Source organism: Cellulomonas sp. B6 (assembly GCF_001462455.1).
In the GTDB taxonomy this organism is placed as follows: Bacteria; Actinomycetota; Actinomycetes; order Actinomycetales; family Cellulomonadaceae; genus Cellulomonas.
This window is the reverse complement of sequence record NZ_LNTD01000095.1, coordinates 13,153-37,706: the sequence shown is the minus strand read 5'-3', so window position 1 is coordinate 37,706 and position 24,554 is coordinate 13,153. Positions and strand designations below refer to the sequence as shown.

At 76.2% G+C, this 24,554-nt stretch carries 26 protein-coding genes; 16 read left to right on the top strand and 10 right to left on the bottom strand.

Annotated features, from left to right (window positions below):
• Nucleotides 1-39: 39 nt before the first annotated feature.
• The 6 genes from ATM99_RS09325 (at nt 40) to ATM99_RS09300 (ending at nt 4,701) form a co-directional block, all read left to right on the top strand.
• Entirely contained in the window at nt 40-651 is a 612-nt protein-coding gene (locus ATM99_RS09325; RefSeq protein ID WP_062102663.1) for a nucleoside/nucleotide kinase family protein, read from the top strand.
• A gap of 142 nt (nt 652-793) precedes the next feature.
• Nucleotides 794-2,005, top strand: coding sequence for an alanine racemase (gene alr, locus ATM99_RS09320; protein WP_082659496.1), 1,212 nt, complete (start codon nt 794-796; stop codon nt 2,003-2,005).
• The gene (gene tsaE / locus ATM99_RS09315) at nt 2,002-2,592 is read left to right on the top strand and encodes a tRNA (adenosine(37)-N6)-threonylcarbamoyltransferase complex ATPase subunit type 1 TsaE (protein ID WP_062102644.1); all 591 of its coding nucleotides are present in this window, start codon (nt 2,002-2,004) and stop codon (nt 2,590-2,592) included. Before alr ends, tsaE begins: the two co-directional genes overlap by 4 nt.
• Nucleotides 2,592-3,281, top strand: a complete 690-nt coding sequence (gene tsaB, locus ATM99_RS09310) for a tRNA (adenosine(37)-N6)-threonylcarbamoyltransferase complex dimerization subunit type 1 TsaB (RefSeq protein WP_062102642.1) — start codon at nt 2,592-2,594, stop codon at nt 3,279-3,281. The genes tsaE and tsaB overlap by 1 nt, the downstream gene beginning before the upstream one ends.
• Nucleotides 3,278-3,769 (top strand): ribosomal protein S18-alanine N-acetyltransferase, encoded by a 492-nt coding sequence (gene rimI, locus ATM99_RS09305; protein WP_062102640.1) that lies wholly within the window; start codon nt 3,278-3,280, stop codon nt 3,767-3,769. Before tsaB ends, rimI begins: the two co-directional genes overlap by 4 nt.
• A gap of 71 nt (nt 3,770-3,840) precedes the next feature.
• Nucleotides 3,841-4,701: a sulfurtransferase gene (locus ATM99_RS09300; protein ID WP_082659487.1), complete on the top strand. Its 861-nt coding sequence runs from the start codon at nt 3,841-3,843 to the stop codon at nt 4,699-4,701.
• 148 nt (nt 4,702-4,849) lie between these two features.
• Here the strand turns inward: ATM99_RS09300 and ATM99_RS09295 are convergent, their stop codons facing one another.
• Nucleotides 4,850-5,488, bottom strand: coding sequence for a malonic semialdehyde reductase (locus ATM99_RS09295; protein ID WP_223304933.1), 639 nt, complete (start codon nt 5,486-5,488; stop codon nt 4,850-4,852).
• A gap of 87 nt (nt 5,489-5,575) precedes the next feature.
• On the opposite strand from ATM99_RS09295, the gene tsaD reads away from it, so the two are divergent.
• The 4 genes from tsaD to ATM99_RS09275 all read left to right on the top strand — a co-directional run bounded on the left by tsaD (nt 5,576) and on the right by ATM99_RS09275 (nt 9,190).
• Complete coding sequence (gene tsaD, locus ATM99_RS09290) at nt 5,576-6,616, top strand: tRNA (adenosine(37)-N6)-threonylcarbamoyltransferase complex transferase subunit TsaD (RefSeq protein WP_046528951.1); 1,041 nt, start codon at nt 5,576-5,578, stop codon at nt 6,614-6,616.
• Nucleotides 6,617-6,786: 170 nt separating this feature from the next.
• Nucleotides 6,787-7,275: a hypothetical protein gene (locus tag ATM99_RS19305; RefSeq protein WP_046528950.1), complete on the top strand. Its 489-nt coding sequence runs from the start codon at nt 6,787-6,789 to the stop codon at nt 7,273-7,275.
• A 65-nt stretch (nt 7,276-7,340) separates the two neighbouring features.
• Nucleotides 7,341-8,570 (top strand): sensor histidine kinase, encoded by a 1,230-nt coding sequence (locus ATM99_RS09280; RefSeq protein ID WP_190278811.1) that lies wholly within the window; start codon nt 7,341-7,343, stop codon nt 8,568-8,570.
• Nucleotides 8,567-9,190: a response regulator transcription factor gene (locus ATM99_RS09275; RefSeq protein ID WP_046528949.1), complete on the top strand. Its 624-nt coding sequence runs from the start codon at nt 8,567-8,569 to the stop codon at nt 9,188-9,190. The genes ATM99_RS09280 and ATM99_RS09275 overlap by 4 nt, the downstream gene beginning before the upstream one ends.
• A 15-nt stretch (nt 9,191-9,205) precedes the next feature.
• Here the strand turns inward: ATM99_RS09275 and ATM99_RS09270 are convergent, their stop codons facing one another.
• Together ATM99_RS09270 and ATM99_RS09265 are read right to left on the bottom strand one after the other, a co-directional pair.
• Nucleotides 9,206-9,763: a hypothetical protein gene (locus ATM99_RS09270; RefSeq protein ID WP_062102636.1), complete on the bottom strand. Its 558-nt coding sequence runs from the start codon at nt 9,761-9,763 to the stop codon at nt 9,206-9,208.
• A complete protein-coding gene (locus ATM99_RS09265) occupies nt 9,760-10,167 on the bottom strand; it encodes a PadR family transcriptional regulator (RefSeq protein ID WP_150118220.1) in 408 nt (135 codons plus the stop codon). The genes ATM99_RS09270 and ATM99_RS09265 overlap by 4 nt, the downstream gene beginning before the upstream one ends.
• Before the next feature lie 126 nt (nt 10,168-10,293).
• Between ATM99_RS09265 and ATM99_RS19300 the strand changes: the two genes are divergently transcribed.
• On the top strand, nt 10,294-11,568 hold the full coding sequence (locus tag ATM99_RS19300; RefSeq protein ID WP_062102634.1) for a hypothetical protein: 1,275 nt from the start codon (nt 10,294-10,296) through the stop codon (nt 11,566-11,568).
• 37 nt (nt 11,569-11,605) lie between these two features.
• Here the strand turns inward: ATM99_RS19300 and ATM99_RS09255 are convergent, their stop codons facing one another.
• Together ATM99_RS09255 and ATM99_RS09250 are read right to left on the bottom strand one after the other, a co-directional pair.
• Nucleotides 11,606-12,754, bottom strand: a complete 1,149-nt coding sequence (locus tag ATM99_RS09255) for a glutamate--cysteine ligase (protein ID WP_062102632.1) — start codon at nt 12,752-12,754, stop codon at nt 11,606-11,608.
• Entirely contained in the window at nt 12,754-13,956 is a 1,203-nt protein-coding gene (locus tag ATM99_RS09250; protein WP_062102630.1) for a hypothetical protein, read from the bottom strand. The genes ATM99_RS09255 and ATM99_RS09250 overlap by 1 nt, the downstream gene beginning before the upstream one ends.
• A 240-nt stretch (nt 13,957-14,196) precedes the next feature.
• Between ATM99_RS09250 and groES the strand changes: the two genes are divergently transcribed.
• Complete coding sequence (gene groES, locus ATM99_RS09245) at nt 14,197-14,490, top strand: co-chaperone GroES (RefSeq protein ID WP_062102628.1); 294 nt, start codon at nt 14,197-14,199, stop codon at nt 14,488-14,490.
• 174 nt (nt 14,491-14,664) lie between these two features.
• Here the strand turns inward: groES and ATM99_RS09240 are convergent, their stop codons facing one another.
• The gene (locus ATM99_RS09240; protein ID WP_046528944.1) at nt 14,665-14,961 is read right to left on the bottom strand and encodes a WhiB family transcriptional regulator; all 297 of its coding nucleotides are present in this window, start codon (nt 14,959-14,961) and stop codon (nt 14,665-14,667) included.
• Nucleotides 14,962-15,222: 261 nt separating this feature from the next.
• Between ATM99_RS09240 and ATM99_RS09235 the strand changes: the two genes are divergently transcribed.
• The 4 genes from ATM99_RS09235 to ATM99_RS09220 all read left to right on the top strand — a co-directional run bounded on the left by ATM99_RS09235 (nt 15,223) and on the right by ATM99_RS09220 (nt 19,960).
• Nucleotides 15,223-16,278 (top strand): MerR family transcriptional regulator, encoded by a 1,056-nt coding sequence (locus tag ATM99_RS09235; RefSeq protein ID WP_062102626.1) that lies wholly within the window; start codon nt 15,223-15,225, stop codon nt 16,276-16,278.
• A 196-nt stretch (nt 16,279-16,474) separates the two neighbouring features.
• Nucleotides 16,475-17,146, top strand: coding sequence for a response regulator transcription factor (locus ATM99_RS09230; RefSeq protein WP_062102624.1), 672 nt, complete (start codon nt 16,475-16,477; stop codon nt 17,144-17,146).
• Between the two features lie 119 nt (nt 17,147-17,265).
• Nucleotides 17,266-18,789 (top strand): IMP dehydrogenase, encoded by a 1,524-nt coding sequence (gene guaB, locus ATM99_RS09225; RefSeq protein WP_062102622.1) that lies wholly within the window; start codon nt 17,266-17,268, stop codon nt 18,787-18,789.
• 46 nt (nt 18,790-18,835) lie between these two features.
• Nucleotides 18,836-19,960 carry a GuaB3 family IMP dehydrogenase-related protein gene (locus tag ATM99_RS09220; RefSeq protein WP_062102620.1) on the top strand — a complete coding sequence of 375 codons (1,125 nt, stop codon included), beginning with the start codon at nt 18,836-18,838 and terminating at the stop codon, nt 19,958-19,960.
• 167 nt (nt 19,961-20,127) lie between these two features.
• Here ATM99_RS09220 and ATM99_RS09215 read toward each other — a convergent pair whose 3' ends face one another.
• Genes ATM99_RS09215 through ATM99_RS09200 form a run of 4 tightly spaced genes read right to left on the bottom strand, consistent with a single transcriptional unit; the run spans nt 20,128 to nt 24,186 of the window.
• A complete protein-coding gene (locus tag ATM99_RS09215) occupies nt 20,128-21,012 on the bottom strand; it encodes an ABC transporter ATP-binding protein (RefSeq protein ID WP_062102618.1) in 885 nt (294 codons plus the stop codon).
• Nucleotides 21,009-22,079, bottom strand: coding sequence for an iron chelate uptake ABC transporter family permease subunit (locus ATM99_RS09210; protein WP_082659485.1), 1,071 nt, complete (start codon nt 22,077-22,079; stop codon nt 21,009-21,011). Before ATM99_RS09210 ends, ATM99_RS09215 begins: the two co-directional genes overlap by 4 nt.
• On the bottom strand, nt 22,076-23,131 hold the full coding sequence (locus ATM99_RS09205) for an iron ABC transporter permease (RefSeq protein WP_062102616.1): 1,056 nt from the start codon (nt 23,129-23,131) through the stop codon (nt 22,076-22,078). The genes ATM99_RS09210 and ATM99_RS09205 overlap by 4 nt, the downstream gene beginning before the upstream one ends.
• Nucleotides 23,128-24,186 carry an iron-siderophore ABC transporter substrate-binding protein gene (locus ATM99_RS09200; RefSeq protein WP_062102614.1) on the bottom strand — a complete coding sequence of 353 codons (1,059 nt, stop codon included), beginning with the start codon at nt 24,184-24,186 and terminating at the stop codon, nt 23,128-23,130. The genes ATM99_RS09205 and ATM99_RS09200 overlap by 4 nt, the downstream gene beginning before the upstream one ends.
• Between the last annotated feature and the right edge of the window lie 368 nt (nt 24,187-24,554).

Sequence of the window (24,554 nt, the reverse complement as noted above, 5' to 3'; positions counted from 1 at the left end):
CCGCCCGCCGCGCCGCCCGTCGCCCCGCTCGCCGCACCGCTGGCGGACCGGGTGCGGGCGCTGCTCGCGCGCGGCGGGCGCGTCGTGCTCGGCGTCGCGGGCGCGCCGGGCGCGGGCAAGTCGACGCTCGCGGCGCAGGTCGCGGCCGCGTTCCCCGGCGTGAGCGTCGTCGTGCCCATGGACGGGTTCCACCTCGCGCAGACCGAGCTCGAGCGGACCGGCCGCGCCGGCCGCAAGGGCGCGCCCGACACGTTCGACGCCGACGGGTACGTCGCGCTGCTGCGGCGGCTGCGCGCCCCCGAGCCGGGCCGCGTGGTGTACGCGCCCGAGTACCGCCGCGACCTGCGCAACGGCGTCGCGGGGGCGATCGCCGTCCCCGCGGACGTGCCGCTGGTCGTCACCGAGGGCAACTACCTGCTGCTCGAGGACGACGGGTTCGGACCCGTGGCCGACCTGCTCGACGAGGCCTGGTTCGTCGCCCCGCCGGACGACCTGCGGCTCGCGCGGCTCGTGGCGCGGCACGAGCGGTTCGGCAAGGGCCCCGACGCGGCGCGCGCGTGGGCGACCGGCCCGGACGAGGCGAACGCGCGTCGCGTCGCGCCGACGGCCCGGCGTGCCGACGTGGTCGTCGGGTCCGAGCTGCTCGGCTGATCACCCCCCCGGCGTCCGCGCGCCGGCCCCGGTGTCGTCGCGCGCCGGTGCGTGCCGGTGCGTGCCGGTGCGTGCCGGTGCGTGCCCCGACGCCGTCGGCCGCGCGGGCGGCCGGGCGCGCCCGGGTGAGACACTGGCGCACGTGAACGACTTCCCCGCGCGCGCGGTCGTCGACCTCGCGGCACTGCGTGGCAACGTCCGCAGCCTCGCCGCGCACGCCCCGACCGCGCAGGTCATGGCCGTCGTCAAGGCCGACGCGTACGGGCACGGTCTCGTGCCGAGCGCGGTCGCCGCGGTCGACGGCGGCGCGACGTGGCTCGGCACCGCGCAGGTCTCCGAGGCGATCCACCTGCGGCGCGCCGGCGTGACCGGGGCGCGCGTGCTCGCGTGGCTCTACGCGCCCGGCGCGCCGTTGCGCGCGGCGATCGAGGCCGACGTGGATCTCGCGGTCGCGGCGCGTTGGGCGCTCGACGAGGTCGTCGCCGCGGCGCGCGAGGCGGGCCGCACGGCGCGCGTGCACCTCAAGGTCGACACCGGCCTCGGGCGCAACGGCCTCACGCCGGCGCAGCTGCCCGACGTGCTCGCGGCGGCGCTCGCGGCGCAGGCCGAGGGCGCCGTGCGCGTCGTCGGGCTGTTCTCGCACCTCGCGCTCGCGGACGACCCCGGGCACGCGACGGTCGCGGCGCAGGCCGAGGGGTTCGCGCGGGCCGTCGCGCTCGTCGAGGGCGCGGGTGCGCGCCTCGAGGTGCGGCACCTCGCCAACTCGGCCGCGACGCTCACGTCGCCCGCGCTGCACTGGGACCTCGTGCGGCCCGGCCTCGCGGTGTACGGGCTCTCGCCCGTGCCGCAGCTCGGCGGCCCCGAGCGCTACGGCCTGGTGCCCGCGATGACGCTCGAGGCCGAGCTCGCGACGGTCAAGCCCGTCCCGGCCGGTTCGGGCGTGTCCTACGGGCACGCGTACGTCGTGCCGGGTGACACCGTGCTGGGCGTCGTGCCGCTCGGGTACGGCGACGGGATCCCGCGCCACGCGTCGGGCACGGCCGACCGCTGGGGCGGTCCCGTGCAGGTCGGCGGCCGCCGCCTGGGCGTCGCGGGTCGCGTCTGCATGGACCAGGTGGTGCTCGACCTCGGCCCGGACGCGCGCGAGGCCGCGGGCGACCGCGTCGTGCTGTGGGGGGACGGGCGCGACGGCGGCCCGACCGCGCAGGACTGGGCCGACGTCGCCGGGACGATCTCGTACGAGCTCGTGACGCGTCTCGGCGCGCGTGTGCCGCGCACGTACGTCGACAGCGAGCAGGACCCAGGTGCGGCCGGGACGTCGGCCCGCCCCGGCGACGTGGAGGTGACCGCATGACGACCGAGGGACCGACCGACGGGACGCAGGTGCGCCTGCCCGACGCCGACGCGACGCGCGCGTGGGGCCGGGCGCTGGCCGACGTGCTGCGCGCGGGCGACCTCGTGGTGCTCACGGGCGACCTCGGCGCGGGCAAGACGACGCTCACGCAGGGGCTGGGCGCCGGTCTGCACGTGCGCGGGCAGGTCGCGTCGCCGACGTTCGTCATCGCGCGCGAGCACCCGCCGCTGCCGCGCCCCGACGGCACGCGCGGTCCCGCGCTGGTGCACGTCGACGCGTACCGGCTGGGCTCGCTCGACGAGGTCGACGCGCTCGACCTGGACGCGGCGCTGGACGAGGCCGTCACGGTCGTCGAGTGGGGCGAGGGCTGGGTCGAGGGCCTGACCGACGACCGGCTCGAGCTGCGGCTCGCGCGCCCGCACGGCGGTGTGGCCGACGACGTCGAGGACGCCGCGGCGGGCGAGCGCGTGCTCACGGTGCGCGCGGTCGGTGCGCGCTGGGAGGGTGTCGTGCTGCCGGGCGCCGACGCCGGGCACCCGACGGACGTGGACCTGACGGACGAGCAGCACGAGGGGCGTGGGCACTGATGCACCTGGGGATCGACACGTCGGGTGCGGTCGCGACCGCGCTGGTCGTCGACGCGCAGCATGGCGAGGTGCTCGTCGAGGACGAGCCGCGCCGGCACGCCGAGCGGCTGATGCCGCTCGTCACCGAGCTGCTCGCACGCCACGGCGCGAGCGTGCGGGACCTGCGCTCGGTGGTCGTGGGGACCGGGCCGGCGCCCTTCACGGGACTGCGGGTGGGGCTCGTGACGGCGCGCGTGCTCGGCCTGGCGCTCGGCGTGCCCGTGCACGGCGTGCCGAGCCACGACGCGCTGGCCGAGGCCGCGGCCGAGGTCGGTGCGGTCGCGGACGGCACACCGCTGCTGGTCGTCACCGACGCGCGGCGGCGCGAGGTGTACTGGTCGCGCTACGAGGTCCGCGAGGGCGTGCCGGTGCGCACCGCCGAGCCCGGCGTGGCCGCGCCCGTGGATGTGCCACGCGTCGCGGGCGAGGTCGTCGTGGGTGCCGGGCGCGACCTGTACGCCGACGTGTTCGGCGCCGCGGACGAGCGCGTCGCGTCCGGCATGCCGTGGCTGCGGGAGCCGAGCCCGTTCCACCTGGTGCGGATCGCGCAGCGCCGCCTCGCGGCGGGCGAGCCGCTGCCGACCGAGCCGCTGTACCTGCGCCGCCCGGACGCCGTCCCGTCGGCGGGGTCCAAGCGGGTCCTGGCGTGAGCGCGGCGGCCGTCGACGTGGCCGTGCGGCCCCTGACGGCCGCGGACCTGCCCGTGCTCGAGCGCCTCGAGGTCGAGCTGTTCGGTGCGGGCGCCTGGTCGGCCGCGACGCTCGCCGAGGAGCTCACGGCCCCGGGACGCACCTACGTGGGTGCGACGCTGCCGGACGGCGCGCTCGTCGGGTACGCGGGCCTGTGGTTCGACGGGTGGGACGCGCAGGTCATGACGGTCGGCACGGACGTCGCCCACCAGGGCCGGGGCGTGGGGCGCGCGATGCTGGGCGCGCTCGTCGACCGCGCGCGCGAGGTCGGTGCCGCGTCGGTGCTGCTCGAGGTGCGCGTCGACAACGCCCCCGCGCTGCACCTGTACGAGGCGCTGGGCTTCGAGCGGCTGGGCCGCCGCCGGGGCTACTACCAGCCCGAGAACGTGGACGCCTGGACGATGCGCCTGCCGCTGGGACCCGCCGCGTCCGACGCGCCGGGCGCCTGACCGACCGAGCACGCCCGAGACCGACCGACCGAGACCGACCGACCGAGCACGACCGACGACGAGGGGGAGCGGTGCGCAGCGACGACGACGTGCGGGGTGCCGTGCTGGTGGAGCCGGACGACCTGGCCCGGCTGCTGGCCGACGACGACGGGCCCGTGCTGCTCGACGTGCGCTGGGCGCTGGGGCGCACCGACGGCCACGACCGGTACCTCGAGGCGCACCTTCCGGGTGCCGTGTACGTCGACCTCGACACCGAGCTCGCGGCACCGCCGTCGCCCGCGGCCGGGCGGCACCCTCTGCCCGACGTGGCCGACCTCGAGCGCGCCGCGCGGCGCTGGGGCGTGCGCGAGGGCGGGTCGGTCGTCGTGTACGACGACGCCGCCGGCACGTCCGCCGCGCGGGCCTGGTGGCTGCTGCGCTGGGCCGGCGTACGTGACGTGCGGATCCTCGACGGCGGGCTGGCCGCGTGGACGGCCGCCGGCTACGCGGTCGAGCCGTTCGAGATCACACCCGAGCCCGGGGACGTCGTGCTCGTGCCCGGCGCCCTGCCGACGCTGGAAGCCGACGGCGCCGCCGCGCTCGCGGGCGACGGCGTGCTGCTCGACGCCCGGGCCGCCGAACGGTACGCAGGAAGGGTCGAGCCCGTCGACCCGCGCGCGGGGCACGTGCCGGGCGCGGTGAGCGCGCCGACGGCCGACAACGTCGACGCCGACGGGCGGTTCCTGCCCGCCGACGCGCTGGCCGCGCGGTTCGCCGCGCTCGGCGTCGCGCCGGGTGCCGCGGCCGCGCGCGTGGGCGTCTACTGCGGGTCCGGCGTCACCGCCGCGCACGAGGTCGCGGCGCTCGCGTCGATCGGCGTCGACGCCGCGCTGTACCCCGGGTCGTGGTCGCAGTGGTCGCACGACCCCGCGCGTCCGGTCGCGACGGCCTGACGGGCGCACCGCCCGGCCGGCACCGCCCGGCCGGCATCGCCCGGCCGGCACCGTCCGGCCGGCACGGCCCGATCCCGGGGACGGCGACGCCCTCCCGTCGCCCGACGGGGCGGCGGGAGGGCGTGCGGCGCTCCGGCGGGCGGAGCGGTCAGACCGTGCGCGCGGCCTGGTCCCACTCGAGGCGCGGTGCGCGCGGGCGGTCGGTGCCCTCGCCGTCGGGCCAGCCGACGTTGAGCACGGCGAGCGTGCGCCAGGCCGAGCCGGCGAAGAACTCGCCGTCGACGCCCGCGGCGTCCAGGCCCGTCATGGGACCGACGCCGAGGCCCGCGGCGCGCATGCCCACGACGAGGTAGCCCATCTGCAGCCACGCGTTGTCGCGCGACATGGCGGCGCGCACCTCGTGCTTGTCGGCGAAGCCCTCACCCGAGGTGGGCGCGTGCGGCACGAGCGTCGCCATGTGCTCGTGGAAGTCGACGTCGGTCGCGACGACGAGCGTCACGGGGGCGGCGAGCACGCGCTCGCGGTTGAACTCCGCGACGTGCGGCGCGAGGCGCTCGCGCCCCTCGCGGCTGCGCACGACGAGCAGCCGCAGCGGGCTCGTGTTCATGGCGGTCGGGCCCCAGCGCACGGTGTCGTACACCTCGCGCAGCAGCTCGTCGGGGACGGGGACGTCGAGGAAGCTCCCGACGGTGCGCGCGTCGCGGAACACGCGGTCCGCGGTCGTGGCGTCGACGCCGCGCGTGGTGCGCAGCGTCCGGATGTCGTCCATGAGGTCGCTCGTGGTCACGCCGCAGTCAACATCGATGCGTTCGCACCGATGCCCGCGCGGGGCTGTGACGCGTGTCACGCACCGCGCGCCGCCTATCCTGGACGCGTGAGCGAACCCCTCGTCCTCGGGATCGAGACCTCCTGCGACGAGACCGGCGTCGGCCTCGTGCGCGGCTACGAGCTGCTGGTCGACGCGGTCGCGAGCTCGGTCGACGAGCACGCGCGCTTCGGCGGGATCATCCCCGAGATCGCCGCCCGCGCCCACCTCGAGGCCATGGTCCCGACCATCGAGCGCGCGCTCGCGACGGCGCAGGTCACGCTCGACGACGTCGACGCCGTGGCCGTCACCGCCGGCCCCGGGCTCGTGGGCCCGCTGACGATCGGCGCGTCCGCCGCGAAGGCGCTCGCGGTCGGGCTGGGCAAGCCGCTGTACGGCGTGAACCACGTCATCGGGCACGCGGTCGTCGACGAGCTCGTCGACGGTGCGTTCCCCGAGCGCGTCATGGCGCTCGTCGTCTCCGGCGGGCACTCGTCGCTGCTGATGATCGACGACACCGTGAACGTCACCGAGCTCGGCTCGACGCTCGACGACGCCGCGGGCGAGGCGTTCGACAAGGTCGGGCGCCTGCTCGGCCTGCCGTACCCCGGCGGCCCGCACATCGACAGGCTCGCGCGCGAGGGCGACCCCGAGGCGATCCGGTTCCCGCGCGGCCTCACGGCCCCCAAGGACCAGGCGAAGCACGCGACCGACTTCTCGTTCTCGGGCCTCAAGACCGCCGTCGCGCGGTGGGTCGAGGCGCGCCGCGACGCCGGCGAGGACGTCCCGCTGCCCGACGTCGCGGCGTCGTTCGCAGCCGCCGTCGCGGACGTGCTCACGGCCAAGACCATCGCCGCGTGCCGGCGCGAGGGCGTCTCGACGCTCGTCGTCGGCGGCGGGTTCTCCGCGAACTCGCAGCTGCGCGACATGGCCGCGGCCCGCTGCGCCGAGGCGGGGATCGAGCTGCGGATCCCGCCGATCCGCTACTGCACCGACAACGGCGCCATGATCGGCGCGCTCGGCTCCGCCGTCGTGCGCCGAGGTCTGCCGCCCTCGCCGCTCGACCTGCCCGTCGACTCGACGATGCCGCTCACGCAGGTCCTGGTCTAGTCGCACCGACGGCCTGGACCGGACACGGCCCGACCGGGCCGTGCCGGGGCCGGTCGCGCCGGTCGCGCCGCGCACCCGTGACGGACGTCATGCCTCGACCGTGCGGCCGGGCCGCGGACCGGTGAGCGGACGCACGGGGTCGACGCCGCACCGGCCCGCAGGCTGGAGGCATGTTCGACAACGGCATCCACACCACGCTCTCCGAGCTCGTCGCGGGCCTCGACCCCGTCCTGCAGTTCCTCGCGATCATGGCGATCGGCCTCGTGCCGTTCCTCGAGTCGTACGTCGGCGCGCTCGTCGGCACGGTCACGGGCGTGCCGGTCGTGCTCGCGACCGGCGCCGCCGTGCTCGGCAACCTCGTCGCGGTGGTCGTCGCCGTCGTCGCGGGCGGCGCCGCCCGGCGGCGCTGGCGCGCGAACCGCACCGAGCGGCCCGTGAGCGCGCGCCGCCAGAAGGTCGTCGAGCGCGTCGACCGGTTCGGCGTGCCGGTCGCGAGCCTGCTCGCGCCGCTGGTCCTCGCGATCTCGCTGACCGCGTTCATCATGGTGACCGCGGGGCTCGACCGCCGTCAGGTGCTGGTCTGGCAGTCGGTCGCGGTGGTCGCGTGGGGCGCACTCTTCGCGCTCATCGGCACCGGTGCGCTCGCGGCGCTGGGGTGAGCGCCGCGGTCGTGGCCGGCGCCCCGCCCGTCCGGGCGGTCCGCGACGCCTGGCAGGCTGGTGCCGTGAGCACCACGACGCGCCCCGGTGGCCTGCTCGGCCGCTGGAGCGAGCCGCAGAAGTTCGACGCGTACACGCGCGGGTCGCTGTACCTGGTGTCGGCGAGCGAGCCGGTGCTGGTCGCGCTCGCCGTCGCGCAGCGGCCGGTCACCGCGGCGTGGGTCGTCCCGGCGGTCGTGCTGACGCTCGCGCACACCGTGGCGTGCCTCGTCGTGCTGCGCGCCGGGCTCGCGCGCGCGTCGGTCGGCACCGGGCCGTCCGTGCGGCAGGTCGTCGCGCTCGTCGCGCTGGGCGTCGCGACGGTCGCGGTGCTCGCGGGCACCGGCGGGTGGGGATCCGAGGGGCTGCGCGTCGACCCGCGCAGCGGTGCGGTCCTCGTGGTGGTCGTCGCGACGCTCGGCGCGCTGTCGCCGCTGCTGCGCACCGTGCCGCTGCTGGCGATGCTGCTGGGTGCCGTCGCGGCCGTGCTGGGTGTGCGGGCCGCCGCCGGCGCGACCTCGGACGAGGTCGTCCGCACGCTGCTGGTGTCCGTGTCCGCCGCTGCGGTCGTGCTGTCGTACCGCGCGTCGGCGTGGACGGTCGCGGTGGTCTGGGAGCTCGAGCGCGCGCGCGTCGCGCACGCGCGGCTCGCGGTCGCCGAGGAGCGGCTGCGGTTCTCGCGCGACCTGCACGACGTCGTCGGCCGCGCGCTGACGGCCGTCGCGGTGAAGAGCGAGCTCGCGGCCGAGCTCGCGTCCCGCGGGCGTGACGGCGCGGGCGGTCAGATGCTCGAGGTGCGCGACCTCGCGCACGACACGCTGCGCGAGGTGCGCGCGGTCGTCGAGGGGTACCGCGCCGCCGACCTCGCGGCCGAGCTCGTCGGCGCGCGGTCGGTGCTGCGCTCGGCGGGCGTCGAGGTGCGGGTCACGGGCGAGGGCGTCGCGCGCGGGCTCCCGGCGGCGGTCGCCGAGGCGCTCGCGTGGGCCGTGCGCGAGGGCACGACCAACGTCGTGCGGCACGCCGACGCGCGCACGTGCGAGCTCGCGCTGGCCGCGCAGGGCGGCGGCGACGTGCTGCTGCGCGTCGCGAACGACGGCATCCGGGCCCGCCCGGCCGGACCCGGGGGTGGTGCCGGGCTGCGGGGGCTGACCGAGCGGCTCGCGCCGCTGGGCGGTGCCGTGAGCACGACGACCGACGGCGACCGGTTCGTGCTCGAGGTACGGGTCCCCGCGGTCGCGAGGGAGGTGGTCGCGTGATCCGCCTGCTGCTGGCCGACGACGAGGCGCTCATCCGCGACGCGCTGGCGTCGCTGCTCGACCTCGAGGACGACGTCGAGGTCGTCGCGCGCGCCGCGTCGGCCGACGAGGCGGTCGACGCCGCCCGCGTGCACCGGCCGGACGTCGCGCTGCTCGACCTGCAGATGCCGGTGCGGGGCCGCACCGACGCGCCCGACGGCATCGACGCGGCCACGCGGATCCTCGCGGCGGACCCGCGGGTCGCGACCGTCGTCGTGACGAGCCACGGCCGGCCCGGGTACCTCAAGCGCGCGCTCGAGGCGGGCGTCCGCGGTTTCCTGCCCAAGACCGTGCCGTCGCGCGTGCTGGCCGACGTGGTGCGGCAGGTGCACGCGGGCGGCCGGTACGTCGACCCCGAGCTCGCGGCCGAGGCGATCGCGACGGGCGGCAGCCCGTTGACGGCGCGCGAGGCCGACGTGCTCGAGCTCGCGGCGGACGGCTCGCCCGTCGAGCAGATCGCCGCGCGCGTGCACCTCGCACCGGGCACGGTGCGCAACCACCTGTCGTCGGCCGTCGCCAAGCTCGGGGTGACGAACCGGCACGAGGCGGTCGCGCTCGCGCGCCGCAACGGGTGGGTCTGAGCCCAGCCGCGCCGGTCAGCCCCGCCGCAGCCGCCACACGCGCGCACCGAGCGCGAACGCGACCAGCGCGAGGCCCGCGCTCAGCGCGAGCGGGCCCCAGGTCACGGACGTCGTCATGGAGATCTCCTCGGCGGTGCGCGTGAGCGTCACGGGCGAGCCGAACCAGCTCAGCTCGACCGTGCCGCCGCCCATCGCGTCGACCGCGTCGAGCGCGCCCATCTGCCAGCCGAGCCACGAGTACAGCGGCAGCGCGAGGCCGACGACCGCGGCGAGCACGGCGCCGTCGGTCCAGCGCGGGCGCTCGTGCTCGAGCTCGGCGAAGTACCCGGCCGCGAGGCGGCGGGGCGACCCGAGGTCACGCAGCGCGGCGTCGAGACCGATGCGCGACGCGTCGTCGAGCACGGACGCGTGCAGCTCGCGGCGGATGCGGCGGGCCTCGCGGCCCGGGTAGTCCTGCATCGCGAGCTCGAAGCGCAGGAACCACCAGGACAGTCGCTGGCGGTCGCGCCAGGTGAGGCGGTGCGCGCCGCCGGTGGCAGGGGCGTCGGGTGCGGTGTCGTGGTGCGTGGTCATCGGGTCCCCTCCGGGTGGGTCGGCGCCGTGGCGGGCGCGGTGTCGGTGGTGGCGGTGCCGGCGGCTGCGGTCTCGGCGGCGGCGTGCAGGACGCGGTCGGCGGTCGCGACGAGCGCGGCCCACGCCGCGCGCTGCGTGCGCAGCGCGGCGAGGCCCGCGTCGCTGGGCCGGTAGTACTTGCGGGCCGGGCCGGACGACGAGGCGACCAGTCGGGACGTCACGAGGCCGTCGCGCTCGAGGCGCGTCAGCACGGGGTAGAGCGTCCCGGTCGACAGCTCGGCGAGGCCGGCCGCGCGCAGGGCCGCGACGAGCTCGTAGCCGTAGGACTCGTCGCGGGTGAGCGCGGCGAGCGTGAGCATGGGCAGCACGCCCTTGAGGAGCTGGGGGTCGCGGTCGCTGGTCACGCAGTCACGGTAAAGCCTGCTATCCGGCGATGCAAACTAGCGGGTGTGATCGCGTACCGGATGCGACGGGCGCACCCGTGCGGACGCGCGCTTCAGACGGCACCCCGACGTGCCGACGCACGGGAGGTGCGAGAAGCCCTGCCGGTCGTCGTCCTCGTCCTCGGAGCGGTGTACGTCCTCGCGTACCTGCCTGCCGGGCCGCTGTTCCGGTGGCGGCTGCGACGCCGGATGGTCCGGATGCTCGACCCGGGCCTGCCGCCGCTCGAGCGCGAACGCGCCGTCGAGGTCGTCCGTCGGACGATCCCGCTGCGGGGACGCGTCGCCGGTGCCGACGTCGAGCGGCTGCCGGCGCGGGCCGATCCGACCGAGCTGCGCGTCCTCGCCACCGTCCCTCCCACGCCGGACGGCTGCCCGGGGTTCCGGGTCTGGCTGCCGTGGCACTCGTCGCCGGCCGCCGACGCGGGCTCCGACGGCAGCAGGCAGGTGGTCACCGTGCACCTGGGCAGCGGCCGCGCGCTGCTGGTCGTCGTGCTCGGGCGCGTCGGGCGCGTCGACACCGGCACGGTGCTCGCGACCGCCGCGGACCGGCCCGCGCTCGGCCGGGCGCTGGGGGTGCACACCTACCCGGTCGGCGAGGTGCTGCGCGCGGCGACGGCGGCCGGTCCGGCATGGCGGCACACGTTCGGCGCGGGGTCGACCGTCGTCACCGACACCCACGTGGACCGCGACGGATGGGCCTTCGTCGTCGGCCTCGTGCGGCGCGACGGCGACCACGGCGTCGACGGGCTCGACGACGCCGTCCTCGCCACCTGGGAGTGGATCCCCGCGGACGGCCTCGCCGCGGACGGCCCCGCTGCGGACCGGGCTGCCGAAGACGGCCTCACCGCGCACCAGGCTGCTGCCGCAGGTCCCGCAGGTCCCGCCTGTCCGGGTGCCGCGGAGCCCGGCGCGGTGCCCGCCGCGCCGGTCGAGGTCGCCCTCGCCGACGAGCCCGGCAGCACGGCGGCCCGGTGCCGTGTGCCCTGCGCGCCGACCGCGGCCGGGGTCCCGGGCTCGCCGGGCACGTGGACCGCTGCGTACGTACGGCTCTCACCGACCGCGTCGCTGGTCGTCGCGGTCCACCCCGCCGACCCGGGCGTGCCGCCGCGCGACGCGCTCGCCGTCCCCGAGGTCGTCCCCTGGGGACCGGGCGCGACCCCGACCGGCGACGTGCGCGAGCGCACCGTGGCGGCGGGGACCGTCGCGACACGCACGTGGCACGTCGCCGGGCTCGTGCGCACCGAGGCCCGGCTCGACCGCCGCGGCCGCACGTGGCGGTGGCTGCTGACCTACGCGCCCGACGAGACCGCGGCGCTCGCGGTGCTGGAGGACGCGCTGCAGACGTGGCGGTGGGAGGACTGACGGGGGAAGGACTGACGGCGGGCGCCGACGGCCCGGGTCAGAGCGGGCGGCCTGCCGCCAGCTCGGCCACGAGGGACCGCACGACCGGCTCGAGCTCGCCCGCGTTCCGGCGCGCCACCGCGCGCTGACGTTGGTACGACGCGCCGCGCCGCAGGATCGTGCGCACCTGCTCGAGCTCGGCCGCGCACCCCAGCCGCTCCGCGACGGGCGCGAGCTCGACGAGCCACCGGCTCACCGAGTCCGTCACGAGCTCCTCGTCGCCCGCCGCGTTCGTGATGACGATCGCGTCCATGCCGTAGCGCGCCGAGCGCCACTTGTTCTCCTGGACGAACCACTGCGGCATGGTCGGCAGCGGCTCGCCCGCGTCGATCAGGGTCGAGAAGTGCTCGACGAAGCAGTGCGTGAGCGCGCTGATCGCGGTGACCTCGAGGAGGTTCGCGGCGCCGTCGGCGATCCGCATCTCGAGCGTGCCGAACCGCGGCGACGGGCGGATGTCCCACCGGACCTCGTCGACCTGGTCGATCACGCCCGTGTGCATCATGTCGCCCACGTACTGCTCGAGCTGCTCCCAGTGCTCGAGCTGCGGCGGCAGCCCCGCGGTCGGCAGCTGCTGGAACAGCAGCGCGCGGTTCGACGCGTACCCCGTGTCCTTGCCGCCCCAGAACGGCGACGACGCGGACAGCGACTGCAGGTGCGGGAAGACCGTGAGCATCGCGCGGCTCAGCGGCAGCACCTTGGCGCGGTCCTCGACGCCGACGTGCACGTGCACGCCGTAGATGAGCATCTGCCGGCCCCACCACTGGGTGCGGTCGATCAGCGTCGCGTAGCGCTCCTTGTCGGTGACGCGCTGCGCCGCCCAGCTCGCGAACGGGTGCGTGCCCGCTCCCATGAGCTCGATGCGCAGCGGGCGCGCGGCCGCCGCGACCTCGTCGAGCGCACGCTGCAGGTCCGCACCCGCCTCGCCGACGGTGCGGCACTTGCCCGACGACACCTCGACCGTGTTGAGCAGGAGCTCGGACGTGATGTGCGGGTGGTCGGTGCCGTCGGCGGGGCGCACGGCCTCGAAGATCGCCTGCGCGGCCTGCCGCAGGTCGCCCGAGTCGGCGTCGACCAGGCCGACCTCCCACTCGATGCCGACGGTCGACCGCTCGGACGTCGCGAACGGCAGCGCGACGGGCGCGGCCATCAGACGGGCTCCACGACGAGCACGCGCTGCTGGCCCGCGACGCGCGTGAGCACGACCGTGCCCTCGGCGGGGCCGCGCAGGTCGAGCTGGCGGCGCAGCGTCTCGGGCACCACGGCCGTGCCGCGCTTCTTGATGGTCAGGCGGCCCACGCCGCGCTCGCGCAGGTAGGTGCGCAGCCGCTTGAGGCCGAAGGGCAGGTCGTCGAGCACGCGGTACGCGGTCGCGAGCGGGTGCCACGCGGTGCGGTCCGCCAGGGCGTCGGAGGTCACGTAGGCGATCGTGGGGTCGATCAGGCGTCCGCGCACGCGGTGGGCGACCGTGCCCACGAGCCCCGCGCGGATCACGGCGCCGTCCGGCTCGTACAGGTAGCCGCCGACCGGTCCGACCGGGGGTGCGTCGTCGTCGCCGTCGGGGTCGGCGCGCAGCGTGTGCGCGGTGCCGTCGCGCAGCACGAGGGCCGTGCGGCCGGGACCGTCGGGTGCGAGCGGGCCGAACCACAGGCCGAGCTCGACGACCTCGCCGTCCGACGACACCCACTGCGCCTCGGCGTCCACGGGCAGGTCGCGGTGGGCCAGGCCCGGGCCGAGCTTGAGGCCGAGCGCCGGCACGGCGTCGCGGGTCGCGAGGACCGCGTCGAGCGGCGGGCTGTACGCGCGGGGGTCGAACACGCGCCGGCCCGTGCCGGTGCGGCGTGCGGGGTCGGCGTAGACGCCGTCGACGCCCTCGGCCGCCAGGTCCAGCGCGGTGCCGTCCGCCATGCGCACCTGCACCTCGGGGAAGGCGCGCAGGTTGACGGTCGCGAGCGCCGCGGTGGTCTCGTCGACGTCGGTGGCCAGGACGCGCAGCCCGACGCCCGCGAGCGCGAGCGCGTCGGCGCCGAGCCCGCACGTGAGGTCGGCGACGTAGGTGCAGCCCGCGTCCCGGTACCGGCGCGCGTGGTGGGCCGCGACCTCGAGGCGCGTGGCCTGCTCGAGCCCCGCGACCGTGAACAGCATGCCCTCGGCGAACTCGCCGAGCTTGGCGTGCGCCTTGGCGCGCAGCCGGGACTGCGTGAGCGCCGCCGCGACGAGCGCGGGGTCGAGGCCCTCCTTCTGGAGGCGTTCGGCGATCGGCATCGCGAGCCGCTCGTCGTACGGCGGCAGGGCCTGCAGCAGGGCCCACCCCTCCGGCTGCAGGAGCTTGACCAGCCCGGCGTCGTCCACGCGCCCAGCCTCCCACGCCCGTCGCGCGTGCACGCGCCACGCCCGCGCAGGGGCGCCGGCCGGTGCGGTCGTGCTGGCACTCGGGTTGACCGAGTGCTAACGCATTCCTAGAGTGAGGAACCGACGCACCCGTCAGGGGGCGTCGACCGCACAGGTGGCCCCGGCACCCGCGACGACGGCGGCGACGGTGCGGCTCTGACACTGTCTCAGAACCACTCACATGCGAAGGGGAGGTCCGCTGTGTCGGTCTCCATCAAGCCCCTCGAGGACCGCATCGTCGTCAAGGCCCTCGAGGCCGAGACGACGACCGCGTCGGGTCTCGTCATCCCGGACAGCGCCAAGGAGAAGCCCCAGGAGGGCGAGGTCCTGGCCGTGGGTCCGGGCCGGATCGATGACAAGGGCAACCGCGTGCCGCTCGACGTGGCCGTCGGCGACAAGGTCATCTACTCCAAGTACGGCGGCACCGAGGTCAAGTACGCGGGCGAGGACTACCTGATCCTCTCGGCGCGCGACATCCTCGCGATCGTCGGCTGACGACCACGCTGCACCCCGGGGCTCGTCCCCGGCAGCACGAAGGCCCCCTCCGGTGGAGGGGGCCTTCGTCGTTCCCGGGGCGTCCGGGAGGAGGTCGTGGGGGAGAGGGAGGCGACCGGGTCCGACGGCGTTGTCGGCCCGGACGCGCTCGGGTGCGTCGCCGGTCGGGGTGGGTCAGGCGGTGACGCGGCGGCCGGCGCGCTCGGCGAGGACCGCGGCGCGCTCGTCCTCGGACAGACCGCCCCACACGCCGTAGGGCTCACGCACGGCCAGCGACTGCTCGCGGCACTCGTTCAGCACGGGGCAGGTGGCGCAGATCGCCTTGGCTGCCTCGGCACGACGACGACGGGCCGAGCCGCGCTCGCCCTCGGGGTGGAAGAACAGGTCCTGGTCGGCGTCGCGGCAGGCGCCCTCGAACTGCCACTCCCACAGGTCCATCACCGGTCCGGGCAGACGCGAGATCTCAGCCATGGGGGTCCTCCTCGGTTCGTGCGGTGCGTCCGCGGCTCGTGACCGGGACGAAAGTCGGTCGCCCCCGACGGCTGGACCGTGGTGGCGTGCCGCAACCGTACAACCGCTTCAGAAGTTGTTCAAGACCCTCTTCGCTGGCGCGATCTGCTGAATCGATCGTGGAGCGTCCCGGGTCTCCGCGGGGCTGCGCGCCTGCTCTCCCGCCGCCGTGGCGGTCGGTTCGACGTGGGGCGGCGGGTGCACGGCTGGCACAATCGCGTCATGGTCGCGGCAGCCGAGGACGGGCTCGAGGGCGTGGAGGCGTCGGCGGGCCCCGTCGACGGTCCCGACGGGCACGCGGAGACCGGCGCCGACCGGCCCGCCCTGACCGTCGCCGCCGTGGCCCGGCGGCTCGGGGTCGCGCCCGCGACCCTGCGCACGTGGGACCGGCGCTACGGCCTCGGTCCCTCCGAGCACCACGCGGGCGCGCACCGGCGCTACGCACCGGCCGACCTCGAGCGGCTCCTCGTCATGCGGCGCCTCACGATCGACGGCGTCGCGCCGTCGGAGGCGGCGCGACTCGCGCTCGCCGCCCCGGTCGGTGCGAGCCCGGCGCCGGCGCCCGGCAGCGACGACCTCACGGCGCGGCTGCCCACCGCGCGCACCGGCGGCGGGGCGGCGTCCCCGTCGGTCGAGGCCGCCGCGGGGCGGCCCGCCGGCACCGGTGGCGTGGTCGCGCTCGTCGACGCCGCGCTGACGGGACGCGCCGAGCGCTGCGCGGCTCTGCTCGGGCTCGGTCCGGGAGACGACGTCACGACGTGGTGGCAGGGGCTCGTGCAGCCCGCGGTCGTCGCGCTCGCGCGGCGCACGGTCGTCGAGCGCCCGGGTGTCGACGCGCGCGCGACGCTCGCCGGAGCGGTCCTCGCCGCGCTGCGCGCGCGCACCGCGGCGCCCCCGGGTGCGGGTGCGGCCGTGGTCCTGCTGCTGCCCGTGCCGGGCGAGGCGCGCCCCCTGCTCGCGCACGCCGTCGCCGCGGCGCTCGTCGACGGCGGGGTCGACGCGCGCCTCGTCGCCGGTCCGGTCTCGCCGCGGCACGCGGGGGAGCTCGCGCTGATGACGCGCGCCCGCGCCGTCGTGACGATCTCGGAGGCGTCGGCGCCTGACCTGTCGGTCGTCACCGCGCTCGCCCGGGAGCGCGAGGACCTGCCGCAGTTCGTCATGGTCCCGGAGGCGGCCGGGGCGCGCGTGCCGCTGGACCGCACGGTCCACCGCGCCCGGACGTTGACGGGGCTCGTGCACGAGATGCTCGCGGTCGTCGCGCAGGCCGCACCGCTGTGACGCGCGTCTCACCCAGGGTCGACGTGCTGGCCCGATAGCGTGACGGCATACCACGCGGGAACCGTCATCCGTGAGGAAACGGCGTGCGGATTCCCGGTGGTCGGCCGTGAAGGCTAACGTGACGCACCGGTAACGCCGATGCAGGCATGGACCCGTGCACGCATGTGGTGTCGGGATCGGCGCGAGGAGGAAACCCATGGCTGGAGTCGTGGTCTGCCACGGCTCGGCGACCGTCCGCGAGCGGCTCGTCGTGACATCGATCGGAGTGCCGTCGTTGGCGCCGGTCCGGGCGGCGGCGACCGCGGACGAGCTGCTGGCGCTCGCGCGCCGCATCGCTCCCACCGTGGTCCTGCTGGACGCCCACCTGCCGGGCGCAGGCCCGACGGAGGCGATCCGCCGGCTGCGCGCCGTCGCGCCGTCGACGGCCGTCGTGCTGCTCGCCGGGCCGGAGGACGGTGAGGCGCTCGACCGTGCGCTCGCGCTCGGTGCGCGGGGCTTCCTCGCGCCCGACGTCGGCCGTGCCGAGCTGGCCGCCGTCGCCGCGCACGTGCAGGCGAGCCCCGTGACCGGTGGCGCCGTCGTCCCGGGTGTGCCCCACCCGGCGAACCCGCTGCAGGAGAGTCAGGTCGTGCGCGCGGACACCGGTGTCGCCGCACGACCGGCCGAGCCCACGCCCGTCCTCACCAAGCGCGAGATCGAGGTCCTGGTCGGCATGAGCCACGGCCGCTCGAACGCGCAGATCGGGCAGGAGCTGTTCCTGTCCGAGGACACGGTGAAGACCCACGCGCGCCGGCTGTTCCGCAAGCTGGGGGCGTCCGACCGCGCGCAGGCCGTGGCGATCGGGCTGCGGCGCGGCATCATCGACTGACCTCACGGGTCGGGCGTGGACGTCCGTCCCGTCACGTGCTCGGGCACCGGCGCCCGACCGGTGTCCGGCACGCGGGACCCGCCGTCCGGGCCACCTCCGCGGCCACGTATCCTGGGGCGATGACGGAGCACGACGTCCCCACGTCCCCGACGGACCCGTTCGCCCGTGTCGGCCTCACCTACGACGACGTCCTGCTGCTGCCCGGCGAGACCGACGTCATCCCGTCCGAGGTCGACACCACGTCGCGGCTGACGCGCGAGATCAGCGTGCGCGTGCCGCTGGTGTCGGCGGCCATGGACACGGTCACCGAGGCCCGCATGGCCGTCGCGATGGCGCGGCAGGGCGGCGTCGGGATCCTGCACCGCAACCTGTCGATCGCCGACCAGGCGCACCAGGTCGACGTCGTCAAGCGCTCCGAGTCGGGCATGGTGTCCGACCCCGTGACGGTCGGCCCCGACGCGACGCTCGCCGAGCTCGACGCGTTGTGCGGCACCTACCGCGTCTCCGGGCTGCCGGTCGTCGACGACGAGAACCGCGTGCTCGGCATCATCACCAACCGCGACCTGCGGTTCGTGCCGCCCGCCGAGTTCGCGACGCGGCGCGTGCGCGACGAGATGACGGCGATGCCGCTCGTGACCGCGCCGGTCGGGATCGCGCGCGAGGACGCCGCGGCGCTGCTCGCCAAGCACAAGGTCGAGAAGCTGCCGCTCGTCGACGAGCAGGGCAAGCTCGCGGGCCTCATCACCGTCAAGGACTTCGTGAAGTCCGAGCAGTACCCGCACGCGACCAAGGACGCCGACGGGCGTCTCGTGGTCGGCGCGGCGATCGGCTTCTTCGGCGACGCGTGGGAGCGCGCGACGGCACTGGTCGAGGCGGGCGTCGACGTGCTCGTCGTCGACACCGCGAACGGCCACGCGCGGCTCATGCTCGACATGGTGCGGCGCCTGAAGTCCGACCCGGCGACCCGGCACGTGCAGGTCATCGGCGGCAACGTCGCGACGCGGCCCGGGGCGACCGCGCTCGTCGAGGCGGGGGTCGACGCCGTCAAGGTGGGTGTCGGACCGGGCTCGATCTGCACCACGCGCGTCGTCGCCGGTGTCGGCGTCCCGCAGGTGACGGCCATCCACGACGCCGCGCAGGCGTGCCAGCCGGCCGGCGTGCCCGTCATCGGCGACGGTGGCCTGCAGTACTCGGGCGACATCGCCAAGGCGCTCGTCGCGGGCGCCGACACGGTCATGCTCGGCTCGCTCCTCGCGGGCTGCGACGAGTCGCCCGGCGACCTCGTGTTCGTCAACGGCAAGCAGTACAAGCACTACCGGGGCATGGGCTCGCTCGGCGCGATGGCCTCGCGCGGGCGCGTGTCGTACTCCAAGGACCGGTACTTCCAGGCCGACGTCGCGACCGACGAGAAGATCGTCCCCGAGGGCATCGAGGGCCAGGTGCCGTACCGCGGCCCGCTGTCGGCCGTCGCGCACCAGCTCGTGGGCGGTCTGCACCAGTCGATGTTCTACGTCGGCGCGCACACGATCCCCGAGCTCCAGGAGCGCGGGCAGTTCATCCGGATCACGCCGGCGGGGCTCAAGGAGTCGCACCCGCACGACATCCAGATGACCGTCGAGGCGCCCAACTACACCGGCCGCTGACCGGACGGCGGGCCGGCGACGGCCCGCCCGCCGGTAGGCTCGTCCGGTGAGCAGCGAGATCGAGATCGGACGGGGCAAGCGAGGACGCCGGGCGTTCTCCTTCGACGACATCGCGGTGGTGCCCTCGCGGCGCACGCGCGACCCGGAGGAGGTCTCGGTCGGCTGGCAGATCGACGCCTACCACTTCGACCTGCCGATCCTGGCCGCGCCGATGGACTCCGTGGTCAGCCCGGCGACGGCCGTCGCGCTCGGTCAGGCCGGCGGCGTCGGGGTCCTCGACCTCGAGGGCCTGTGGACGCGGTACGACGACCCGACCACGCTGCTCGCCGAGATCGCGACGCTCGACCCGGCGCGCGCGACCGCGCGCATGCAGGAGATCTACGCCGCGCCGATCCGCCCCGAGCTGATCCGTGCGCGGCTGCAGGAGATCCGCGACGCGGGCGTCGTCGTCGCGGGGGCGCTCAGCCCGCAGCGCACGCAGGAGCACTGGCGCACGGTCGTCGACGCGGGCGTCGACCTGTTCGTCATCCGCGGCACCACCGTGTCCGCCGAGCACGTGTCGGGCCGCGCCGAGCCCCTCAACCTCAAGCGCTTCATCTACGAGCTCGACGTGCCCGTGATCGTCGGCGGCGCGTCGACCTACACGGCCGCGCTGCACCTCATGCGCACGGGCGCCGCGGGCGTCCTCGTCGGCTTCGGCGGCGGCGCCGCGCACACCACGCGTGTGTCGCTCGGCATCCACGCACCCATGGCGACGGCCGTCGCGGACGTGGCGGCCGCGCGCCGCGACTACCTCGACGAGTCCGGCGGCCGGTACGTGCACGTCATCGCCGACGGCGGCGTCGGTCGCTCGGGCGACCTCGTCAAGGCCGTCGCGTGCGGCGCCGACGCCGTCATGCTCGGCGCGGCGCTCGCGCGCGCGACCGACGCCCCCGGACGCGGTTTCCACTGGGGCTCCGAGGCCCACCACCCGCAGCTGCCGCGCGGCGAGCGCGTCGAGGTCGGCACCGTGGGCACGCTCGAGCAGATCCTCTTCGGCCCCGGCCACACGGCCGACGGCACGCTCAACCTCGTGGGTGCGTTGCGCCGCGCGATGGCGACCACCGGGTACTCCGACCTCAAGGAGTTCCAGCGCATCGAGGTCGTCGTCTCGCCCTACCAGCCGCGCTGACGTCCGCACGCAGGGCCGGGCGCGTGCCCGGCCCTGCGGCGCGCCCGGCGCCGTGCGCTGCGCACCGGCGCAGGTGGGGGAGCGACGGCGACGCCGTCGTCGGTCGCGGCGCGCCCCGGCGAGCGCGACCGATCACGAGGTCGCGCGAGGACGAGCCGGGAGCCGGCTCAGCCGACCCGCTGCGCCGCGGGCGCCTCGGCCGCCGGTGCGGTCGGGCGGTCCTCGCCGTCCGTGGCCGGGTCGCCGTGCGCGTGGTGCCGGCCCACGGGCAGCACGAGCGGGCAGCCCGAGACCGGGTCGGGCACGACGCGCGCGGCCATGCCGAACACGTCGCGCACCATCCGCTCGGTGACGACGTCGGCCGGGTCGCCCTGCGCGTACAGCCGGCCGTCGGTCAGCGCGACGAGGTCGTCGGCGTACCGCGCGGCGAGGTTGAGGTCGTGCAGCACCATGACGATCGTCGTGCCGCGCTCGCGGTTGAGGTCGGTGAGCAGGTCGAGGACCTCGACCTGGTGCGCGACGTCGAGGAACGTCGTCGGCTCGTCGAGCAGCAGCACGTCGGTCTGCTGCGCGAGCGCCATGGCGATCCACACGCGCTGGCGCTGCCCGCCCGACAGCTCGTCGACCGGGCGGTCCGCGAGGTCGAGCGTGTCGGTCGCGACGAGCGCCTGCTCGACGACCGCGTCGTCCTGCGCGGTCCAGCGGCGGAACCAGCCCTGGTGCGGGTACCGCCCGCGGCCGACGAGGTCGGCGACGGCGATGCCCTCGGGACTCACGGGCGTCTGGGGCAGCAGCCCGAGCACGGTCGCGACCTCGCGCGAGGGCATCGTGTCGATGGGTGTGCCGTCGAGCAGCACGCGACCCGTGCGGGCCTTGAGCAGCCGGGCCATCGCGCGCAGGAGGGTCGACTTGCCGCAGCCGTTGGCGCCGACGATCGCCGTGATGGCGCCGGGGGCGACCGACAGCGTCATGTCGTGCACGACGACGCGGTCGTCGTAGCCGACGGTCACGGCGTCGACGGCCAGCGTGTGCACGGCGGGGGAGTCCGTCACAGGGAGCCTCCGGAGCGGTTGGTCCTGGCCAGCAGCCAGAGCAGGTAGGGCGCGCCGAGCACGCCCGTGACGACGCCGACCGGGAACCGTGCGGGCAGCAGGTGCTGCCCCACGAGGTCGGCGCCGAGCACGAGCACCGCACCGACCAGGCCGGCGGGCACGAGGAGCCGCCCCGTGCCGCGCAGCAGGCGGTGCGCGATCGGCCCGGACAGGAACGCGACGAACGCGATCGGCCCGGTCGCGGCGGTTGCGACCGCGATGGTCGCGACGGCGACGACCAGCAGCGCGAGCCGCGAGCGGTCCGGTGCGACGCCGAGCCCGGCGGCCGCGTCGTCGCCGAGCTGCAGCGCGGGCAGGCGACGCGCGAGCACGAGCAGGGTAGGCACCAGCAGCGCGAGCGACCCGGCGAGCGGCCCGACCGTGGCCCAGAAGGCGGAGTTGAGCGACCCCGTCAGCCACCGCAGCGCCTCGTTCGCGTCGTAGATCCCGGCGCGGGTCATGGCGTAGGCGATGACGGACTGCAGCATGGCGCCGACCGCGATGCCGATGAGCACGAGCCGCGCGCCGTGCACGCCCCCGCGCCACGACAGCGCGTAGATCACCACCGCGACGGCCAGCCCGACGACCACCGCGACGGCCGACAGCGCGGGGCCGGACAGGCCGAACATCGTGATCGCGACGACCGCGGCGGCGCTCGACCCCGCGCTCACGCCGATGATGTCGGGGCTCGCGAGCGCGTTGCGCAGCATGGTCTGGAAGACGGCGCCGGCCGTGCCGAACGCGACGCCCACGAGCGCGCCCGTGAGCACGCGCGGGGCGCGCAGCACGCCGACGTTGAACGACGCGCCCGGCACCTGCTCGCCGAGCAGCACGCGCAGCACCTCGAGCGGCGTGTACACCCGCTCGCCGACGCACAGCGTGACGACGACGAGCGCGGCGACGAGCAGCGACAGCACGGCGACCACCGTGCGGCGTCGGCGGGTGCGCGCACGGCGGCCGCGCGCGACGACCGCACCGGTCGCGGCCGGCGTCCCGCCTGCCGCGCGGGCGCCCAGCAGCGCGGTCACAGCTCGCGCACCTTGTGGCGGCGGATGATCGCGATGAACACGGGCGCGCCGAGCACGGCCGTGACGATGCCGACCTCGACCTCCTGCGGGCGGGCGACGACGCGCCCCACGACGTCGGCCGCGAGCAGCAGCGACGCACCGAGCACGGCGCTGTACGGCAGCAGCCACCGGTGCCCGGGGCCGGTGAGCACGCGCGCGAGGTGCGGGACGACGAGCCCCACGAACCCGATGGGGCCCGCGGCGGCGACGGCCGTGCCGCACAGCAGCACGGCGGCCACGCCCCCGGCGGCGCGCACGAGCCCGACGCGCTGCCCGAGCCCGACGGCGACGTCGTCGCCGAGCGCGATCGCGTCCATGCCGCGCGCGCTGCCGACCGCCAGGACGGCACCCGCGACGAGGAACGGCGCGAGCTGGCCGATCTCGGCGAGGGACGCGCGTCCCAGCGAGCCGACCTGCCAGAACCGGAACGTGTCGAGCACGTCGGTGCGGCTGAGCAGCACCATCGAGATCGCCGAGCTCAGCGCGGCGGTGGTCGCGGCGCCCGCGAGCGCGAGCTTGAGGGGGGTCGCGCCCTCGCGGCCGAGCGAGCCGATCGCGTAGACGAGCAGCGACGTGAGCGCGGCCCCCGCGAACGCGAGCCACACGTACTGCGTGAGCGTCGACAGGCCCAGCAGCATGATGCCGAGCACGACCGCGAGGGACGCGCCCGAGCTGATGCCGAGGAGGCCGGGGTCGGCCAGCGGGTTGCGCGTCAGGCCCTGCAGCACGGCGCCGCCGACGCCGAGCGCCGCGCCGACGAGCAGGCCGAGCACGGTGCGGGCGACGCGCGACTGCACGGCGGCCTGCGCGATCTGCGAGGTGTCGGGGTGCAGCACGCCCGCGACGACGTCCTGCCAGCCGACGACGCGTGCGCCGAACGCGAGCGAGGCGAGGACCGCGAGCAGCAGGGCGACGACGCCGACCACGAGGCCGACGGTGCGGCGTCGGCGCAGCGACGCCGGCCGCACCCGGGTGGGTGCGGCCGGCGTGGCGGCGGTGGGGGTGAGCGTCACCCGACCTTCTCGGCGGCGGCCTGGAACCGGTCGAGGTAGTCGTCGAGGGCCCAGGGCAGCGACAGCACGGTCGGGCCGGACGTCGCGGCCGAGATCGGGTCGGTGTTGCCGAGCACGACGACCGAGCCGCGGGCGACGGCCGGGATCTTGCTGAACAGCGGGTCGGCCTGCAGCGTCGCGAGCATGGAGTCGTCGCCGTACGTCACGAGGATGTCGGCGTCGGCGAGCGTGTCTGCCTGCTCGGACGCGAGGTTGACGTAGAACTGGTCGGTGTCTCCCGCGAGGTCGACGACCGACGGCGCGTTCTCCAGCCCGAGGTCGGCGAGCAGCTGCACGCGCGCGTCGAGCGGCGTGTAGACGCCGATCGTGCTGGGGTTCGACGGGTCGAACCAGGCGTAGGCGACGGTCTTGCCCGCGACGTCGGGGCGCTCGGCGAGCGCGGCGTCGATCTGGGCGAGCACGTCGTCGACGAGGTCCTGCGCCTGCGCCTTCTTCCCGATGGCCTCGCCGTCGATGAGCGCCATGTCCTTCCAGCTCGTGCCCCACGCGAACTTCGGGTACGACACGGTCGGCGCGATCTGCGAGAGCGTGTCGAAGTCCTCGCGGGTCATGCCCGAGTAGGCGCCGAGGATGACGTCGGGCTCGACGTTGTTGACGGCCTCCATGGGGATGCCGTCGGTCTCGTCGAAGAGCGTGGGCAGGTCGTCGCCCGTCGCGCCGAGACCCTCGAGCGCCTCGTACGTCCAGGGCAGCACGCCGTCGCCGTCGTCGTCGCCGTAGGTCTGCTTCGCGAAGCCGACGGGGACCACGCCGAGCGCGATCGGCACGTCGTGGTTGCCCCAGTTGACGGTCGCGACGCGCTCGGGCTGCGACTCGATGGTCGTGTCGCCGAACGTGCTGGTGATCGTCACGGGGAAGTCGCCGGACGCGCCGGCCGACGAACCGCCCGTGGGGGTGCCGGCGGGGTCGCCCGTCGAGCAGGCGGCGAGCAGGAGTGACGCGGCGGCGGCGGCGACGAGGGGTCGCAGGGCGCGGCGTGCGGGCGCAGAGCGCATGGTGTCCTTCGCGGAGGGGCGCGGGGCCGGGGCCCGTGCGGGCTCGTCCGGGCGGCCCGCGGAACGGGTGCTAGGTGAGCCTTACCTTACGGCATCGCCGGCCGCGTGGGCGAGGCGCGGGTGGGGCGACGGCGGCGTTCGCGTGGTGCGCCGCGCGGACGCGCCTCGTGCCGATGGCCCGTTCCCACATCGAGCGGCGCCCGTTCGGCACCGCTTGTGTGGGAATCTGTTGACATCCCCGCCCTGACTCGGTCATTCTGGACACGACGCGGGGGCACGTCACCCCGCGCGAGGGACGGCCGACGACGACGTCCGCCCGGTGCGACGTCGCACCGGGGCGCCCGCCGCGGCCTCGAGCGCATGCTGCG

What these genes read in the sequence shown, in the direction of transcription:
- ATM99_RS09200 (WP_062102614.1), bottom strand. Translation starts at nt 24,186, where the DNA reads ATGCGCTCTGCGCCCGCACGCCGCGCCCTGCGACCCCTCGTCGCCGCC.
- guaB (WP_062102622.1), top strand. Translation starts at nt 17,266, where the DNA reads ATGACGGAGCACGACGTCCCCACGTCCCCGACGGACCCGTTCGCCCGT.
- ATM99_RS09255 (WP_062102632.1), bottom strand. Translation starts at nt 12,754, where the DNA reads ATGGCCGCGCCCGTCGCGCTGCCGTTCGCGACGTCCGAGCGGTCGACC.
- tsaE (WP_062102644.1), top strand. Translation starts at nt 2,002, where the DNA reads ATGACGACCGAGGGACCGACCGACGGGACGCAGGTGCGCCTGCCCGAC.
- tsaB (WP_062102642.1), top strand. Translation starts at nt 2,592, where the DNA reads ATGCACCTGGGGATCGACACGTCGGGTGCGGTCGCGACCGCGCTGGTC.
- ATM99_RS09240 (WP_046528944.1), bottom strand. Translation starts at nt 14,961, where the DNA reads ATGGCTGAGATCTCGCGTCTGCCCGGACCGGTGATGGACCTGTGGGAG.
- ATM99_RS09230 (WP_062102624.1), top strand. Translation starts at nt 16,475, where the DNA reads ATGGCTGGAGTCGTGGTCTGCCACGGCTCGGCGACCGTCCGCGAGCGG.
- ATM99_RS09270 (WP_062102636.1), bottom strand. Translation starts at nt 9,763, where the DNA reads ATGACCACGCACCACGACACCGCACCCGACGCCCCTGCCACCGGCGGC.
- ATM99_RS19305 (WP_046528950.1), top strand. Translation starts at nt 6,787, where the DNA reads ATGTTCGACAACGGCATCCACACCACGCTCTCCGAGCTCGTCGCGGGC.
- ATM99_RS09235 (WP_062102626.1), top strand. Translation starts at nt 15,223, where the DNA reads ATGGTCGCGGCAGCCGAGGACGGGCTCGAGGGCGTGGAGGCGTCGGCG.